This window comes from Pseudogemmobacter sp. TB195, from assembly GCF_058313095.1.
Genome location: NZ_JBZEGG010000018.1, coordinates 53,680 through 68,634 on the forward strand (window position 1 = coordinate 53,680; position 14,955 = coordinate 68,634).

Here is a 14,955-nt window from a genome sequence, read left to right on the forward strand (position 1 = left end):
GCAGTGGTTTTCATGATCCGTCCCGCCCGGCAGCGCGCCCGGCCAGGCCGCGCAGGATGCGGGCGGTGGCACCCCAGATATACCAGGGCCCCCAGGGCACGGTGTAATAGCGTCGCCATTCACCGCGCCACATCCGCCGCTCGATCGAGTAACGCGGGATCGACAGAAGATGTGCCAGCGGCACGGTGAAAACCTCTGCGACCTCGCCGGCCTCGGGGCGCGGGGTAAACGGGGCCGCTATAAGCCCCAGAATCGGGGTGACCTGAAAGCCGGTCACCGTCTCATGATCTGGCAGGCGGCCAAGGACCTCGACCGCGCCGGGGGCAAGGCCGGTTTCCTCCCATGCCTCGCGCAGGGCGGTGGCCTCGGGGCCGGCATCCCCCTCGTCGGTCTTGCCGCCCGGGAAGGCGATCTGGCCGGGATGGTGTTTCAGCTGCGAGGAGCGTTTCGTCAGCATGACCCGCGCGCCGCCCTGGGTCAGCAGCACCGGGATCAGCACCGCAGCGGGGCGCAGTTTGCGGCCCTCGGGCAGGCGGATGCCGGGGTTCAGGTCGTAATCCGACGATGGCGGGGCGGCCCCTGGCAAAGCCAGGAGCTGCCGCAGCGTCTCGGGCGAAAGGTCAGCCGCCATTGCCGGTGGCGCTGGCCGCAGCTGTGCCCTCAAAGCCGAGCGTCGCCGGATCCATCTCGTAATGCGCGCCGCAGAACTGGCAGTCGGCGGTGACCTTGCCTTCGGGTGTCGTCATATGGGCGATGTCTTTCTGGCTGTAGATCGAGAGCGTGTTGCGCACCTTATCTTCCGAGCACGAACAGCCGAACCGCAACGGCTGTGCGTCAAACACCCGGGGCTCTTCCTCGTGGAACAGCCGCACCAGCAGTTCCGTCGGCGCGACATTGGGGCCGATCAGCTCCAGCGTCTCGACCGTGTCGAGGAGGTGATTGGCGCGGTTCCAGTCTTCGGCCGGTGCGCCGGAAAGAATATCCGCATGGGTCAGCAGCCCGCTTTCGCCCGAGCCCTGCGCCGCGGCCACACCGCCGGTTTGCGGCATATGTTGCAGCATGATGCCGCCCGCGCGCCAGCCGGCCTCACGCCCCGGCTCGTGGCTTTTGCCAAAGCTCAGTGCGAAACGGGTCGGGATCTGTTCGGATTGCGCGAAATAGCTTTCGGCACAGGATCTCAGGCTGCCCCCGGCGATGGGGGTAAAGCCCTGATAGGGCAGCATCCCTTCCCCCTGGTCGAGCATGACCGCGAAATACCCGTCGCCGATCAGCGAGAAAGGATCATCGGTTTCCCAAACGCGCTCAGCATCATAGCTGGCATAGGCGCGGATGCGGGCGGGTTCGCCCTCGGCGGTCGGGCCGTAATAATCGGTGGCAATCAGCCGGGCCGCACCATTGCCCCGGATCTGCAGCGAGAGCTTCCAGCGCAGTTTGATCGTCTGCCCGATCAGCGCGGTCAGAAGCGCACATTCTGCCACCAGCGCCTCGATGGCGGGCGGGTATTTGTGTTGCGAAAGGACCTGGTCAAGCACCCCGTCCAGCCGCGCGACCCGGCCACGGATGCCGCTGAGGTCGAGCTGGAAGGGAAGGACCGTGTCATCCCATGCGATTTTGGAGCCGATCTGGATCCCGGTTGCCATAGATTTATCCTCGGGCGCGGAATTTGCGCATGTCTGAAGGGCTGAGACCCGGGCAGGGCCTGGGCTCTGCACGCGCACGCCATCAGCCTTGCCCATCAGGGCGGGCTCTGGCAAGGCTGGTGGCAGAACGGCACCCGGGCCGGGACTGGGTTCGACGGCCTATATAGGCGCGCCAGGGCGGGTGACCAAGGGGGGCCGTTTATGGGGCGCTGTATGGGGATGCGATGATCAGACGGTATGGCGAGGCGGTGAAACCCGGGCAGCAGTATCGCCGGCGACCAGGGGTCTATGCGGTTCTGTTGCGCGGGGGCCGGATCCTGACCACCTTTCAGCAAAGTCCGGTGCCGGAGTTTCAGCTGCCGGGCGGCGGAATAGATCCGGGCGAGAACCCTCTGGCGGCATTGCATCGCGAGGTCTTTGAGGAGACCGGCTGGAAGATTGACGCGCCGCGCCGGATCGGGACCTATCGGCGGTTCACCTTCATGCCGGATTATGACTTCTGGGCCGAGAAGGTCTGCACGGTCTGGCTGGCGCGGCCGGTCCTGCGGCACGGGCCGCCAGGCGAGCCGGGCCATACGGCAGTCTGGCTGACCCCGGGAGAGGCGCTGGAGCTTTTGGGCAGCGAGGGTGACCGCGCCATGCTGGCACGAGTGCTGGCTGGCCGGTGACGGAAGCGGGGGGCATTTCCCTCCGCATCCCCGGTAGTATTTTGATCAGGAGGCAGGGGCGATCAGAGCCCGGCCTCATCCTCGGTCAGCAGGTCTTCCGCGACGAGACGACGGGCGAGGCCTTCCCAGCTTTCGACCTGATGGGTGCGCCAGCCGCGCCTGGCGGCGGCCGCGATATTGTCGGCGCGGTCATCGGCAAAGAGCAGCCGGTCGGGGGCAATGCCGCAATCCGCCTCGACATGCGCGTAGAGCGCGGGGTCTGGTTTCACCAGCCGCAGGCGGCCCGAGATATAGAGCCGGTCGAAATCGGCGAGGAAGCCGTAGCGCAGCAGGGCATGGTCCCAGGAACCGTCGCCGAAATTCGTCAAAGCAAAGACGGGGATGCCTTTTGCGCGCAAAGTGTCACGCAGCCGGATTGCTCCGGTGATCGGCGGCGAGGCGAGATCATGCCAGCGGTCATGCCACATCATGATCTCGGCCGCCCAGGCCGGATGGCGTGCAGCGAGCTCCTCGATCGAGGCGCGGAACGGCGCGCCGGCGTCCACTTCGTCATTCACTTCCATCACGCCGGTCTCGGCAAAAAGCGCGCGGCGGCGGTCCTCGCCGATCTCGCGGTCATAGAAACCCTCGGGATCCCAGCGGAGCAGCACATTACCGATGTCGAAGATGACGGCTTCGGGTGTCACGTCTTTTTCCTTTTGCCGATGATCGCCTCGCGCCAGACGATATAGATGCCCGAGCCGCAGATCAGCGCGATGCCGCCCCAGGAGGTGAGGTCGGGCCAGGTGCCAAAAATGGTGACGCCCCAGAAAATCGCCATCGGCATCCCGGTATAGTCGAAAGGGGCGAGGATGGCGGCTTCGGTGGTGCGATAGGCCTGAGCGACCATAAGCCCGCCGGTCACCACGCAGCAGCCGGTCAGCAAAAGCCAGGGGATATCGGCAAGCGGCGGCCAGATCCAGGGGCGCAACAGAAAGCTCCAGAGCTCATCGCCGGTGTCGAACCGGCCATCACCGCAGATAAGACCCATGAGCGATGACAGGATGATGAAACCCGAGATGACATAGAAAGAAAATGTCATCGCCGTCTCGGTTTCGCGCATTGATCGGGTCATCAGATTGCCGATCGCATAGAGCAGCGAAGACAGGAGCACAAGGAAGGCGGCGATCTGGATGACCCCGGCGCCGGGTCGCAGGATCAGGATGGTGCCGATCAGACCGAGGAATACCGCAAACCAGCGCCTTGGTCCGACACGTTCATGCAGCGCAAGGACGGAAAGCGCGGTCACCATCAGCGGGCTCGTATACGACACCGCCGCCGCATCGGCCATCGGCATCACCGCGAGGCCGGTGTAATATACCGAGTTCGAGATCAGGATGACGAGAACGCGGATCAGGTGGCCCAGTGGCCTGCGGGTGCGCAGCTGCGCAAAGCCGCGCCCGGAGCGCGCGATCAGGAACAGCAGGACCGTCATCCCGATCAGCGAGCGGATTAGGATGATCTGATGCAGCGCATAGCCGCTGGACAGCTGCTTGATCGCCATATCATTGACCGAGTAAAGCGCGGTGCCTCCTGCGGCGAGCAGGATGCCGGTCAGAACCGGCGAGGGGCCGGATGGGCCGGCATGGTGTATGGGCTCAGACATGATGGCAGCAGGTTCAGCCTGCTTTTCCGCCGGCGTCTGTCCTGCCCGCGACATCGGCGCGGCGCATCACGCGATCCAGCGATTCCAGAAACCGCGAGCGGTCGGCTTTCGAGAAGGCGCGGCCACCCCCCTGCCGGAACGGATCAGCCGAGCGCAGGTCTGCCATCAGATCGCGGGTGGCCAGAACCGAGCCGATATTGCGCTCATGCAACTCTTCCCCATTGGGTTTGACGACAAAGGCGCCACCTTCGATCACGCGCGCGGCCAGCGGGATATCCGAGGTCACCACCACATCACCGCGCCCCGCGTGATCCGCAATCCAGCGATCTGCCTCATCCAGACCCTGACCGACATAGACAGACGAAACCAGTGGATTGGCTGAGGGCCGGATGCCGCCATTCGAAACGAGCACCATCGGCTGGCGCAGCCGGGTTGCAACCTGTTCGGCCTCGGCTTTCACCGGGCAGGCATCAGCGTCGATATAGAGCGTCATCGGGCATTCCTGACATGCGTTGTCATCTCTGGCTGGCCGGGGAAGCCTCCGGCGGGGATATTTAAGGACAGATGAAACACGGATATTTTCATCTGTCTCTAAATATCCCGGGGGAGAGGCCCTGAAAGGGCCGAGGGGGCAGGGCCCCCTCTTTGTCTTCAGCCCCTCAGCGCGTCGACATGGAAGGAGATGTGATCTTCGATGAAGGAGGACACGAAGAAATAGCTGTGGTCATAGCCTTTCTGCATCCGGAAGGTGCCGCCCTGGCGGCGTTCGGTCATCGCGGCGGCAAGGGCTTCGGGTTTCAGCAGGTCGATGAACTGATCAGAGGTGCCCTGGTCGATCAGCACCGGCCCGTCAAAGCCACGTTTGCGCATCAGCGCCGAGGCGTCATGCGGCGCCCATGTGCTCTCATCCGCGCCCAGATAGGCGGTAAACTGTTTGCGGCCCCAGTCTGACGCCATCGGGTTGCAAATCGGCGCAAAGGCCGAGACCGAGGAAAAGCGACCCGGGAGACTCATCGCGATGGTCAGCGCGCCATGGCCGCCCATCGAATGGCCGGTGATCGCCTGAAGGCCCTCCTCCAGCGGGAAGGCGCGGAACACGAGGTCCGGCAGCTCATCCGTCACATAATCCCACATCTTGTAATGCCTGGCCCAGGGGCCTTCGGTCGCATTCACATAGAAGCCGGCGCCCTGACCCAGATCATAGGCCTCGTCATTGGCGACTGCCTCGCCGCGCGGGCTGGTATCGGGGAAGATCAAAGCGATGCCGGCCTCTGCGGCCCAGCGTTGCGCGCCGGCTTTCACCATCGCATTCTCATGCGTGCAGGTCAGGCCCGAGAGATACCATAACAGCGGCACGGGCCCGTCTTCGGCCCCTTCCGGCAGGAAAAGGCCAAAGGTCATATCGGTCCGCGTGGTCTCCGAGGCATGGCTATAGACGCCCTGCACCCCTCCAAAGCAGCGGTTTTCCGAAATCGTCTTCATGGTCTCTCCTCTTTCGTCTCCGGATGAGGAGGATCCCGGCCTCCTCCGGCTTTGGCGCCACCATGGAGTTATTGCCGCGCCGGAGCAAGGGGCGCGGGCGCGGCTATCCGCCGCCGATCAGCACACCGGCGGCGAAGACCAGCGCGCCGCCCAGCACGACCTGGAAGGCCGCACGCAGGAAAGGCGTCTCCATATAGCGGTTCTGGATCCAGGCGATGGCCCAGAGCTCGAAGAACACCACGATCATCGCGATGGTGGTGGCCAGGTGGAAGTTCGGGATCAGATAAGGCAGCGCATGGCCAAGCCCGCCAAGCGCCGTCATCACTCCGGTCGCGATCCCGCGCTTGAGTGGGCTGCCGCGCCCCGAGATCCGGCCATCATCCGCCGCGGCTTCGGTAAAGCCCATCGAGATCCCGGCGCCGACCGAAGCGGCCAGCCCCACCAGAAAGGTCGTATGGGTGTCTTGCGTCGCGAAAGCCGTGGCGAAGATCGGCGCGAGCGTCGAGACCGAGCCATCCATCAGCCCGGCAAGGCCTGGCTGTACCCAGGTCAGGATGAACTGGCGCTTTTCCGTCTGGCTTTCGGCAGCACTGGCATCGTCGCTCAGATGGGTCTTTGTCAGCTGATCGGCCGCCCGTTCATGGGCCGATTCCGCCTGGGCCAGATCGCCCAGCAATTTGCGCGTCGCGGCATCGGTGGCATGGGCGGCGGCGCTTTCATAGAAGGCGCCGGCCTCGCGTTCCATTTTTGCCGCCTCTGCCCGGATCACGTCCAGCGACATCTGCGTCTTCAGCCAGACCGGCCTGCGCATATGGAACCCTGCCACATGTTCGCGCCGGATCAGTGGGATCACCTGGCCGAACCGGCTGGTGAAAAGGTCGATCAGCGCGCGGCGATGGCCATCTTCCTCAAGCGCCATCCCGTCAAACACCGCTGCGCTGGCGGGGTATTCCTCCCGGAGACGGTCGGCGTAATGGCGGTAAATGCGCGCGTCATCTTCTTCTGACGAGATCGCCAGAGCGAGGATCTCTTTCTCCGAGAGATCCCGGAGCCGGCGGCGGGATGAGAGCGCGGTCAACATCTCGGACCTCCATCACAGCGGCATCACTAAAGCACCCCTGCACCATCTTTGCGCGATATGCTGCATTGCGGTCAGCTAGCCTGCTGCGCTGCCGGAAGGCCAGCCGGAAAATCTGGCCCGGGGGCGAATTGACAAGCCTCATGGTTGCCAACTGCCCGACCCGCGGCCATGATGCTGCTGTTATGACATGTATTTCCGACTCCGAGGTCCGCAGAGGCCGAAAATTTGATCAGGTTCAGGAAGGCGCATTGCGTGTTTTCCTGCGCGATGGGTTTGAAGGCGCATCGGTCGATGAGATCGCCCGCGAGGCCGGGGTTTCCAAGGCCACGCTCTATTCCTACTTCCCCGACAAACGCGTGATGTTTGCCGAGGTGTTCAGCGTCGAATGCCAGCGCCAGGCCAGCCTTGCCGAGGCGGATATGACGCAGACGCCCCCGGCGCGCGAGTTTCTGGCTCAGTCCTCGCGGCGGGTGATCCGCTTTGCGCTGTCGGATTTCGGGCGGCAGCTCTTCCGGCTTGTGGTTGGCGAAGTGTCGCGCTTTCCCGAGCTGGCGCGGCAGTTCTATGTGAATGGACCGGGGATGGTCAGGGGCCGGCTGGAGATCCGCCTGCGCGAACTGGCGGCACGCGGCGAGCTGGAGATCGCGGATTTCGACCTGGCGGTGGATCAGTTCGTGCAGCTGGCGAAATCGACAGTCCATGACCGGGCGATGCTGAACCTCGTCGATGATATCCATCCCGAAGAGATCGAGCGCGCGGTCACGGCCACGGTGGAGATGTTCATGGCGCGCTACGGGGCGAAAGGCTGAGGCGCGCGCTCTCCGGGCGTCCTCTGGGCCGGCCATGACCGGCAGGCCAGCCCGCCTCGGCGGCAATCTGTCAACGCAAAGAGCCAAGGCCAGCCATTCCCTGAGGGACGCAGGGTTGCGTTGTGCAGGATCTCAGGCTGGGCCCGGGCACCGCTTAAGGTTACGGGATGCCGCCCGACTGAAGCAGCAGATAATCCTGACCATCCGCATGGCCATCACCTGCCTGCGTGAACTGATTTGCCCGATAGAAAGCAAGTGCCGGGGTGTTCACTGCGACGCATTTGAGACGGTAGGGGGCGGTTGGCCAGCCGGGCAAGGCCCTGAGAAGGGCTGACCCGATGCCACGGCGTGGAAGCCCCGGGTTAACATGCAGGTGATGGATGAAACTGTCGGGCTCCCAGACCGAGATGAACCCCAGAATCCGACCGGCATCCACTGCGACATATTTCAGTTCATCGACTGTCTGAATGTCGAAATCCTCGGCACGCAGCGAGGACCGTTCCTCCCAGACGAAGGCCGAGCGTCTGGATCGCAGGAACAGGTCCCGCAAAGCCGGCAGGTCCTGGGCGTCGGCAATTCGGGTTATCAGGGTTGCACCCTTTCCTGGGCTTATGGCCGTGTCCGGTCCTTTGGTCAGTCAATCAGACCAATGGCACCCCGGTCCCGTTAAGGAGCCTGAAGACCACCCCGGCAATTATGCGAGGATGGCGGGTTGGCATCCGCTGCGGCCGAAACGCAAAACGGTCCTCTGGCACAGTACTTTGCAAAGAAATGGCCGGGCGCCTGGCTCAGCCATTCTCTTTGAGGATCTGCCCCGCGAGATAGAGCGAGCCGCAGATCAACACCCGTGCTTCGGGCGCCCCGGCGGCAATTTCGTCAAGCGCGGCCTGGACGGATCCTGCAACTGCGGCAGGGATCCCGGCGGTTGCAGCTGCATCGCGCGTTGCCGTGGCCGGCAGGGTGTTCGGCTCGCCCGGGATCTCGACCGCGATCAGGCGCCGCAGCGCGGGGGCGAGCGGGCGCATATAGCCCGTCACATCCTTGGTGTTGAGCATGCCGCAAATCGCGTAAGTGTCGCGCGCGGGCATGCGGGCAAGCGTTGCCGCCACTGCATCGCCGCCTGCCGGATTGTGACCCCCATCAAGCCAGAGCTCGATGCCCGGCGCCGATGCCGCAAGCGGGCCTTGCGTCAGACGTTGCATCCGGGCGGGCCAGATGGCGCGGGTGACGGCGGCCTCGCAGGCGGCCTCATCCCGGCCGAGATGGCGCAGCGCGGCAATCGCCGCCCCGGCATTCTGGATCTGATGCGGCCCCGGCAGATTGGGCAGGGGCAGATCCAGCAGGCCGTTTTCGTCCTGGTAAACCATCCGGCCGCGTTCTTCGGCGATCTGCCAGTGCTGACCGAAGGCAAAGACCGGTGCGCCAAGACGGGCGGCCTTTGCCTCGATCACCGCGAGGCCCGCCTCTTCCTGGGGGCCGACCACGACAGGCACACCGCGCTTGATGATCCCGGCTTTCTCGCCGGCGATTTCGGGCAGCGTCTCGCCGAGATATTGCTGATGGTCGATCGAGACCGGCGTGATGATCGACAGCCGCGGCTGGTCTACGACATTGGTGGCATCAAGCCGCCCGCCAAGCCCGACCTCAAGCAGCGTGAAATCCGCCGGAACCCGCGAAAAAGCGAGCATCGCCGCGACGGTGGTGATTTCAAAAAATGTGATCGGCTCACCGCTATTGGCGGCAATGCATTCATCCAGCAGTGCCATCAGAGCCGGTTCCGAAATCAGCTCGCCCGCGAGCCGGATCCGCTCGTGGAACCGGGCCAGATGCGGCGAGGTATAGGCATGGACCTTTGCGCCCGAGGCCTCGAGCCCGGCGCGGATCATCGCCTGGGTCGAGCCCTTGCCATTGGTTCCCGCGAGATGGATCACCGGCGGCAGGTTACGCTCCGGGTGGCCGAGAGCGGCCAGAAGACGATGCACGCGGTCAAGCGTCAGGTCGATGATTTTTGGATGAAAGCTCATCATCCGCTCGAGGATCGCGTCCGATCCGGTGCTGTCTGGCATGGTCATGTCAGAGCGGCGCGCGCGTGATGGCGGACAGCGCGTCATTCACCGCAAAAGCATGCGCGACGATGCCGGTGATGCCGAAGGCTGCGAGCCGGGCCGAATGTTTTTCGCGGTATGCTTCTGCCGCGTCAGCCGAGGCGAAGAGGTAGATTCCGCCTGCGCGGCTGTTGTCCTGGTTCTCGGTCCAGATCTTCCACAAAAGCCCCGGCTCTCCGGCGATATCCTGTGCCAGGTCCTCCATTGCCGCAGTCATCCCAGCCCCCCAGGGGCCCGTGAAGGGGAAATCGAACTGAAGAAGTGTGACAGACATTGCGAATGCCTTTCCTAGATCAGCTTTGGGGTGTTTCGGGGGCCGGAGCAGTGGTCCCGACCTGGGCCGGCTCGGGGGCGGCAAGATCGGCGCGTATTGCCGGAGGCTGGCCGGTGAGCATCCTGAGGATGGTGATCAGCTCTTCCCGCATGGATTTGCGATGGGTGACGCGGTCAAGCATGCCGTGATCCAGCAGATATTCTGCGCGCTGGAACCCTTCGGGGAGCTTTTCGCGGATGGTCTGCTCGATCACGCGCGGCCCGGCGAAGCAGATCAGCGCATTGGGTTCGGCGATCTGCACATCGCCCAGCATCGCGTAAGAGGCCGTGACACCGCCGGTGGTCGGATGCGTCAGCACCACGATATAGGGAAGCCCCGCCTCTTTCAGCATCTGGATCGCCACGGTCGTGCGCGGCATCTGCATAAGGGCAAGGATCCCCTCCTGCATCCGGGCGCCGCCGGCGGCGGAAAAGACCACGAAGGGCTTCTTCATCTGAACCGCGCGCTCGGCGCCGGCGATGAAGGCATTGCCGACATACATCGACAGCGAGCCGCCGATAAAGGCGAAATCCTGCGCGGCGGCAACGATGGGGGTGCGGCCGATCTCGCCCTCGGCGACCAGCATCGCCTCTTTCTCGCCGGTCGATTTCTGTGCGGCCTTCAGGCGGTCAGGATATTTCTTCTGGTCGCGGAAATGCAGCGGATCGGAGATCGGTTCGGGAACCTTCACTTCCGTGAAAATGCCGCCGTCGAACAGCGCGGTAAAGCGATCCCGCGGGCTGATCGCCATATGGTGATCACAATTCGAGCAGACATTGAGATTGGCCTCGAGCTCACGATGGAACAGCATGGTTCCGCATTCCGGACATTTGGTCCACAGGTTCTCGGGCACCTCGCGCCGCGAGAAGAGCGAGTTGATCTTCGGGCGGACGTAATTGGTGATCCAGTTCATATGCAGGCCTTTCCACCGGGGACGTTTCGGGGGTCTGAGGTTTGGGTTCCGAGATAAGGCCCCGGCGCCCTGAATGCAATGCAAAGGCCTGGGCCTGGCGGCGAAGAGGGGGCCAGCCCCCTCGCGGCTTTGCCGCTCACCCCCGGGATATTTAGAGACAGAAAATGAGGCAGAAGAATTGCTGAATTTTCTGTCCTTAAATATCCCCGCCGGAGGCATCCGCAGCCTGCAAAAAGCCTTGCGATTTCAGAGTTTGCGCCGCGCCCGCAAAGCGGCTCCGAGCGTGCCGTCATCGAGATGGTCGAGTTCGCCGCCGACCGGCACGCCCTGGGCAAGCGTGGTGATCTGCGCTGTGGTGACCGTCAGCGCATCGGCGATGTAATGCGCGGTGGTTTGTGCGTCGATGGTTGCGCTCAGCGCGAGGATCACTTCGGTGACCGCCTCGTCCGAGACCCTTGCGACAAGTCGCGGGATGCCCAGCTCTTCGGGACCAAGCCCGTCCAGCGCCGAAAGCGTGCCTCCGAGCACCTGGTAGCGGCCGCGAAACACGCCTGCGCGTTCCAGGGCCCAGAGATCGGCGACATCTTCGACCACGCAAAGCTCTCCGGTGGCGCGGGACGGGTCCTGGCAGATCGGGCAGAGATCGGCGGTCGAGATATTGCCGCAAATCCGGCAGTCGCGGGCGTTCAGTGCCACTTCGGCCAGCGATTGTGCCAGCGGCGCCATGACCTGAGCGCGGCGTTTCAGCATGGCCAGGACCGCGCGCCGGGCCGAGCGCGGGCCGAGGCCCGGCAGCCGCGACATCAGCTGGATCAGCGTTTCGATCCCGGTCTCGTCAGGCGCGCGCGTCACTGGGGCGCCGGCATCAGAACGGAAGTTTCATATCGGCCGGCAGCCCGAGCTGTTCGGTCAGGCGGCGCATCTCGTCTGCGGATTTCGTGGCGGCGCGCGACTGTGCATCGCGGATCGCGGCGAGAATCAGATCCTCCAGCACTTCCTTTTCCGAAGGCACCAGGATTGACGGGTCGATATCAAGCCCGGTCACATCGCCCTTGCAGGTCGCGCGCGCCTTCACGAGGCCGGCGCCGCTTTCGCCCACCACTACGCTGTTTGCGAGGCTCTCCTGCAGATCGGCCATTTTCGTCTGCATTTCCTGGGCGGCTTTCATCATTTTGGCCATATCGCCAATCCCGCCGAGACCACCAAGACCTTTGAACATCGGTTTCTTCCTTTGTGTTTACCGCTGACTGCTGCGCCCAGGGCTGCGGGCAGGGTTATTCCTCGAACGGGTCCCAGTCATCGCCATCCGCCGCCTCGACCTCGGGCAGGGCCTCGAGCGCGGCCTCCGCTTCGGCAGAGCTTGCCGTCCGGATATCGGTGATTTTCGCTTTGGGGAAGGCCGTCAGCACCGCTTTCACCAGCGGGTTTTGCAAGGCGCCGGTTTCCGCCTCACGCCGTTCTTCCTCGCGGATTTCGGCGATGGTGGGGGCGCCGCCGCTGGCGACCACCGAGACGCCCCAGCGGCTGCGGGTCCAGCCCTGGAGGCGTTGCGAGAGTTTGGCCGCCAGATCGCGCGAAGCACCGGGGGCGGGTTCGAACTCGATCCGGCCGGGCGCATATTGCACGAGGCGCAGGCCGGTCTCGACCTCGACCAGCAGCTGCATATCGCGTTTCTCGCGGATCAGCGCCACGATCTGATCAAACGAGGTATAGATCACCTCGGGCTGGCCATTCAGCGCGGGCGCCGCCGCCATCATCGCTCCATGGGCCGGGCCGCGCGCCATCGGGGCGAGCCGCATCGCGCCATGCACCGCGCCGCCGCCCGCCGGAGCGCCGCCTGCCATGCCACCACCACCGGGGCCAGAGCCGCCCGGTCCATTGCCCGGGGGGCGCGGCCCGTCATTCAGCCGCCGCATCAGGGTCGCCGGATCGGGAAGCTCGGCCACATGGGTAAGGCGGATGATCGCCATCTCAGCCGCCATCATCGCATTGGGGGCCTGTCCGACCTCTTCCAGCGCTTTCAGGAGCATCTGCCACATCCGGGTCAGCGCCCGCATTGGCAGTTTTTCGGCCATTTCAAGGCCCCGGCTGCGCTCGTCCGGCGGCACAGTCGGGTCTTCGGCGGTCTGGGGCGTGACCTTGATCACCGAAATCCAGTGGGTGATCTCGGCCAGATCGCGCAGGACGGCCATCGGATCGGCGCCTTCGGCATATTGCTGCGCAAGTTCTGCCAGCGCATCAGAGGCCTGGCCCTTCATCACCATGTCAAAGAGATCCAGCGTGCGGCCGCGGTCGGCGAGGCCCAGCATGGCGCGGACGGCGGGCGCGGTCGTCTCGCCCTGGCCATGGCTGATCGCCTGGTCGAGGATCGAGGTCGCGTCGCGGGCAGAGCCCTCGGCTGCGCGGGTGATTAGCGCCAGCGCATCCTCGGAAATATCAGCACCCTCAGCGCCTGCGATACGGCGCAGGAGGGCCATCATCACCTCGGGTTCGATCCGACGCAGATCAAACCGCTGGCAGCGCGACAGGACGGTGACCGGAACCTTGCGGATCTCGGTGGTGGCGAAGATGAATTTCACATGGGCGGGCGGCTCTTCAAGCGTCTTCAGGAGCGCGTTGAAGGCGTTGACGGAAAGCATATGCACTTCGTCGATGATGTAGATCTTGTAGCGGGCCGAGGCCGCCCGGTAATGCACCGAATCGATGATCTCGCGGATATCGCCGACACCGGTGTTTGAGGCCGCGTCCATCTCCATCACATCGACATGGCGGCCCTCCGAGATCGAGACGCAATGCTCGCATTTGCCGCAGGGCTCGGTCGTGGGGCCTCCCTGGCCGTCAGCGCCGATGCAGTTCAGCCCCTTGGCGATGATACGGGCGGTGGTGGTCTTACCGGTGCCACGAATGCCGGTCATCACGAAAGCCTGGGCAATGCGGCCGGCGGCGAAGGCGTTTTTCAGGGTGCGGACCATCGCCTCCTGGCCGACAAGATCGGCGAAGGTCTCGGGGCGGTATTTGCGGGCGAGAACTTTATAAGCCTGCGGCGATTGGTCGGACATCTGGCCTCCTGTGGCTCTGGCTCAATCTAAGCACAGGCGTCGCTTTCGGCAACCGGCTGCCGCTGGCGCCGGAATTCGTGACGAATTCCGGTCCGGTTTCTTGATGAAGAAACCGGCGCACGTTACGGGCGGGGCGCGGCGGCCCGGCGCAGGCGATCATTGATGGCCTGGCCAAGACCGGTTTCCGGGATCGGCGCAAAGGCGATGCGGCCTTCTGTACCTGCAAGCACATCGGCTTCGCGCAGGATGTGAAAGAGCCGCGCCGCAGCCTCCACGAGGTCACCATGTTCGGACAGGGTCAGATCGCCTTTTACCTCGCCGAAGCCTATGAGAATCTCGCCGGTTTCGGCTGCTCTTGCCTCCAGCCGCACCAGCGCGCCCGGCGCGTAATGCGATCCGAGCTGGCCCGGCGCCGTGGGGCGGTCAGGTGCTTTCGGCGTCATATGCGGTGCAATCCGCTGCCCCAGCACGGTTTCCAGAGCTTCGACGGGCACGCCGCCGGGCCGCAAAAGCTGAACCCCGTCGCCAAAGCCCAGGATCGTCGATTCCACCCCCACCTCGCAGGCGCCGCCATCCAGCACCGCCGCGATCCGGCCTTCCAGCCCTGCCATCACATGCGAGGCCCTGGTCGGTGAGACCCTGCCCGAGGGATTGGCCGAGGGCCCTGCCAGCGGACCGCCGAACGCGCGCAGGAGGGCCCGCGCCACCGGATGCGCCGGCACCCGGACGGCAAGGGTGGAAAGACCGGCGGTCGCCAGCGGCGAGATCCCCGCACCGGATCTGAGCGGCAGTACGAGCGTCAGAGGCCCCGGCCAGAAATGTTCCGCCAGCAAAAGCGCCTCTGGCGTGAAGGTCACATAATGCTCTGCCGCCGCCAGATCCGGCAGATGCGCGATCAGCGGGTTGAAAGAGGGCCGTCCCTTGGCCTCGAAAATCCGCGCGACTGTGCTGTCGAGACGCGCATCCCCCCCGAGCCCGTAGACCGTCTCGGAAGGGAAGGCGACCAACTCGCCCTCACGCAGGAGCCGGGCCGCGCGGGCGATGCCGTGATCGGTGGCAGCAAGGAGTTCGGTCTGGCGCATTCCTGATCCTGGCATGTGACGTCCGGCGATTGTGACGCAGCGTCTGTCTTGCGGGTGAGGGGCATTTGTTATGCTTTTGCGCATATTGGACCTCGACAGATCAGACAAGACCGTTCCCGGGCTCCGGCCCCGGCGCAGCGGCCCGCCGGAGACCAGAC

Annotated in this window: 17 protein-coding genes; 2 read left to right on the forward strand and 15 right to left on the reverse strand. The window is 64.6% G+C overall.

Annotated elements, in window-relative coordinates; translation table 11 throughout:
- Nucleotides 1–10: 10 nt before the first annotated feature.
- Nucleotides 11–631, reverse strand: a complete 621-nt coding sequence (locus AC4FS3_RS18025) for a CoA pyrophosphatase (RefSeq protein WP_491021676.1) — start codon at nucleotides 629–631, stop codon at nucleotides 11–13.
- Nucleotides 621–1,640, reverse strand: a complete 1,020-nt coding sequence (gene hslO / locus AC4FS3_RS18030) for an Hsp33 family molecular chaperone HslO (protein ID WP_491021677.1) — start codon at nucleotides 1,638–1,640, stop codon at nucleotides 621–623. The genes AC4FS3_RS18025 and hslO overlap by 11 nt, the downstream gene beginning before the upstream one ends.
- Nucleotides 1,641–1,864: 224 nt before the next feature.
- On the opposite strand from hslO, the gene AC4FS3_RS18035 reads away from it, so the two are divergent.
- On the forward strand, nucleotides 1,865–2,308 hold the full coding sequence (locus tag AC4FS3_RS18035) for an NUDIX hydrolase (RefSeq protein ID WP_491021678.1): 444 nt from the start codon (nucleotides 1,865–1,867) through the stop codon (nucleotides 2,306–2,308).
- Between the two features lie 62 nt (nucleotides 2,309–2,370).
- Here AC4FS3_RS18035 and AC4FS3_RS18040 read toward each other — a convergent pair whose 3' ends face one another.
- The 5 genes from AC4FS3_RS18040 to mbfA form a co-directional block, all read right to left on the reverse strand.
- The gene (locus AC4FS3_RS18040; protein WP_491021679.1) at nucleotides 2,371–2,994 is read right to left on the reverse strand and encodes an HAD-IA family hydrolase; all 624 of its coding nucleotides are present in this window, start codon (nucleotides 2,992–2,994) and stop codon (nucleotides 2,371–2,373) included.
- On the reverse strand, nucleotides 2,991–3,953 hold the full coding sequence (locus AC4FS3_RS18045) for a DMT family transporter (RefSeq protein WP_491021680.1): 963 nt from the start codon (nucleotides 3,951–3,953) through the stop codon (nucleotides 2,991–2,993). Before AC4FS3_RS18045 ends, AC4FS3_RS18040 begins: the two co-directional genes overlap by 4 nt.
- Nucleotides 3,954–3,966: 13 nt before the next feature.
- Complete coding sequence (locus AC4FS3_RS18050; RefSeq protein ID WP_491021681.1) at nucleotides 3,967–4,446, reverse strand: YaiI/YqxD family protein; 480 nt, start codon at nucleotides 4,444–4,446, stop codon at nucleotides 3,967–3,969.
- A gap of 158 nt (nucleotides 4,447–4,604) precedes the next feature.
- Nucleotides 4,605–5,435 carry an S-formylglutathione hydrolase gene (gene fghA / locus AC4FS3_RS18055; RefSeq protein WP_491021682.1) on the reverse strand — a complete coding sequence of 277 codons (831 nt, stop codon included), beginning with the start codon at nucleotides 5,433–5,435 and terminating at the stop codon, nucleotides 4,605–4,607.
- Nucleotides 5,436–5,538: 103 nt separating this feature from the next.
- Complete coding sequence (gene mbfA / locus AC4FS3_RS18060; RefSeq protein ID WP_491021683.1) at nucleotides 5,539–6,516, reverse strand: iron exporter MbfA; 978 nt, start codon at nucleotides 6,514–6,516, stop codon at nucleotides 5,539–5,541.
- A 248-nt stretch (nucleotides 6,517–6,764) separates the two neighbouring features.
- Between mbfA and AC4FS3_RS18065 the strand changes: the two genes are divergently transcribed.
- Nucleotides 6,765–7,325, forward strand: coding sequence for a TetR/AcrR family transcriptional regulator (locus tag AC4FS3_RS18065; RefSeq protein ID WP_349293845.1), 561 nt, complete (start codon nucleotides 6,765–6,767; stop codon nucleotides 7,323–7,325).
- Nucleotides 7,326–7,485: 160 nt separating this feature from the next.
- Here AC4FS3_RS18065 and AC4FS3_RS18070 read toward each other — a convergent pair whose 3' ends face one another.
- From AC4FS3_RS18070 to AC4FS3_RS18105, 8 genes are all read right to left on the reverse strand, one after another.
- Complete coding sequence (locus tag AC4FS3_RS18070) at nucleotides 7,486–7,875, reverse strand: GNAT family N-acetyltransferase (protein WP_491021684.1); 390 nt, start codon at nucleotides 7,873–7,875, stop codon at nucleotides 7,486–7,488.
- A gap of 238 nt (nucleotides 7,876–8,113) precedes the next feature.
- A complete protein-coding gene (locus AC4FS3_RS18075) occupies nucleotides 8,114–9,397 on the reverse strand; it encodes a bifunctional folylpolyglutamate synthase/dihydrofolate synthase (RefSeq protein ID WP_491021685.1) in 1,284 nt (427 codons plus the stop codon).
- A 1-nt stretch (nucleotide 9,398) separates the two neighbouring features.
- Nucleotides 9,399–9,704, reverse strand: coding sequence for a monooxygenase (locus AC4FS3_RS18080; protein ID WP_491021686.1), 306 nt, complete (start codon nucleotides 9,702–9,704; stop codon nucleotides 9,399–9,401).
- Nucleotides 9,705–9,723: 19 nt separating this feature from the next.
- Nucleotides 9,724–10,656 (reverse strand): acetyl-CoA carboxylase, carboxyltransferase subunit beta, encoded by a 933-nt coding sequence (gene accD / locus AC4FS3_RS18085; protein WP_491021687.1) that lies wholly within the window; start codon nucleotides 10,654–10,656, stop codon nucleotides 9,724–9,726.
- Between the two features lie 246 nt (nucleotides 10,657–10,902).
- On the reverse strand, nucleotides 10,903–11,508 hold the full coding sequence (gene recR, locus AC4FS3_RS18090; RefSeq protein WP_491021688.1) for a recombination mediator RecR: 606 nt from the start codon (nucleotides 11,506–11,508) through the stop codon (nucleotides 10,903–10,905).
- 13 nt (nucleotides 11,509–11,521) lie between these two features.
- Nucleotides 11,522–11,875 carry a YbaB/EbfC family nucleoid-associated protein gene (locus tag AC4FS3_RS18095; RefSeq protein WP_092895762.1) on the reverse strand — a complete coding sequence of 118 codons (354 nt, stop codon included), beginning with the start codon at nucleotides 11,873–11,875 and terminating at the stop codon, nucleotides 11,522–11,524.
- 55 nt (nucleotides 11,876–11,930) lie between these two features.
- Nucleotides 11,931–13,715: a DNA polymerase III subunit gamma/tau gene (locus tag AC4FS3_RS18100; RefSeq protein ID WP_491021689.1), complete on the reverse strand. Its 1,785-nt coding sequence runs from the start codon at nucleotides 13,713–13,715 to the stop codon at nucleotides 11,931–11,933.
- Nucleotides 13,716–13,837: 122 nt separating this feature from the next.
- Nucleotides 13,838–14,797, reverse strand: a complete 960-nt coding sequence (locus AC4FS3_RS18105) for an L-threonylcarbamoyladenylate synthase (protein WP_491021690.1) — start codon at nucleotides 14,795–14,797, stop codon at nucleotides 13,838–13,840.
- Nucleotides 14,798–14,955 lie beyond the last annotated feature (158 nt).

What these genes read in the sequence shown, in the direction of transcription:
- accD (WP_491021687.1), bottom strand. Translation starts at nt 10,656, where the DNA reads ATGAACTGGATCACCAATTACGTCCGCCCGAAGATCAACTCGCTCTTC.
- AC4FS3_RS18075 (WP_491021685.1), bottom strand. Translation starts at nt 9,397, where the DNA reads ATGACCATGCCAGACAGCACCGGATCGGACGCGATCCTCGAGCGGATG.
- AC4FS3_RS18105 (WP_491021690.1), bottom strand. Translation starts at nt 14,797, where the DNA reads ATGCGCCAGACCGAACTCCTTGCTGCCACCGATCACGGCATCGCCCGC.
- AC4FS3_RS18025 (WP_491021676.1), bottom strand. Translation starts at nt 631, where the DNA reads ATGGCGGCTGACCTTTCGCCCGAGACGCTGCGGCAGCTCCTGGCTTTG.
- AC4FS3_RS18100 (WP_491021689.1), bottom strand. Translation starts at nt 13,715, where the DNA reads ATGTCCGACCAATCGCCGCAGGCTTATAAAGTTCTCGCCCGCAAATAC.
- AC4FS3_RS18095 (WP_092895762.1), bottom strand. Translation starts at nt 11,875, where the DNA reads ATGTTCAAAGGTCTTGGTGGTCTCGGCGGGATTGGCGATATGGCCAAA.
- hslO (WP_491021677.1), bottom strand. Translation starts at nt 1,640, where the DNA reads ATGGCAACCGGGATCCAGATCGGCTCCAAAATCGCATGGGATGACACG.
- AC4FS3_RS18045 (WP_491021680.1), bottom strand. Translation starts at nt 3,953, where the DNA reads ATGTCTGAGCCCATACACCATGCCGGCCCATCCGGCCCCTCGCCGGTT.
- AC4FS3_RS18035 (WP_491021678.1), top strand. Translation starts at nt 1,865, where the DNA reads ATGATCAGACGGTATGGCGAGGCGGTGAAACCCGGGCAGCAGTATCGC.
- AC4FS3_RS18050 (WP_491021681.1), bottom strand. Translation starts at nt 4,446, where the DNA reads ATGACGCTCTATATCGACGCTGATGCCTGCCCGGTGAAAGCCGAGGCC.
- mbfA (WP_491021683.1), bottom strand. Translation starts at nt 6,516, where the DNA reads ATGTTGACCGCGCTCTCATCCCGCCGCCGGCTCCGGGATCTCTCGGAG.
- AC4FS3_RS18080 (WP_491021686.1), bottom strand. Translation starts at nt 9,704, where the DNA reads ATGTCTGTCACACTTCTTCAGTTCGATTTCCCCTTCACGGGCCCCTGG.
- fghA (WP_491021682.1), bottom strand. Translation starts at nt 5,435, where the DNA reads ATGAAGACGATTTCGGAAAACCGCTGCTTTGGAGGGGTGCAGGGCGTC.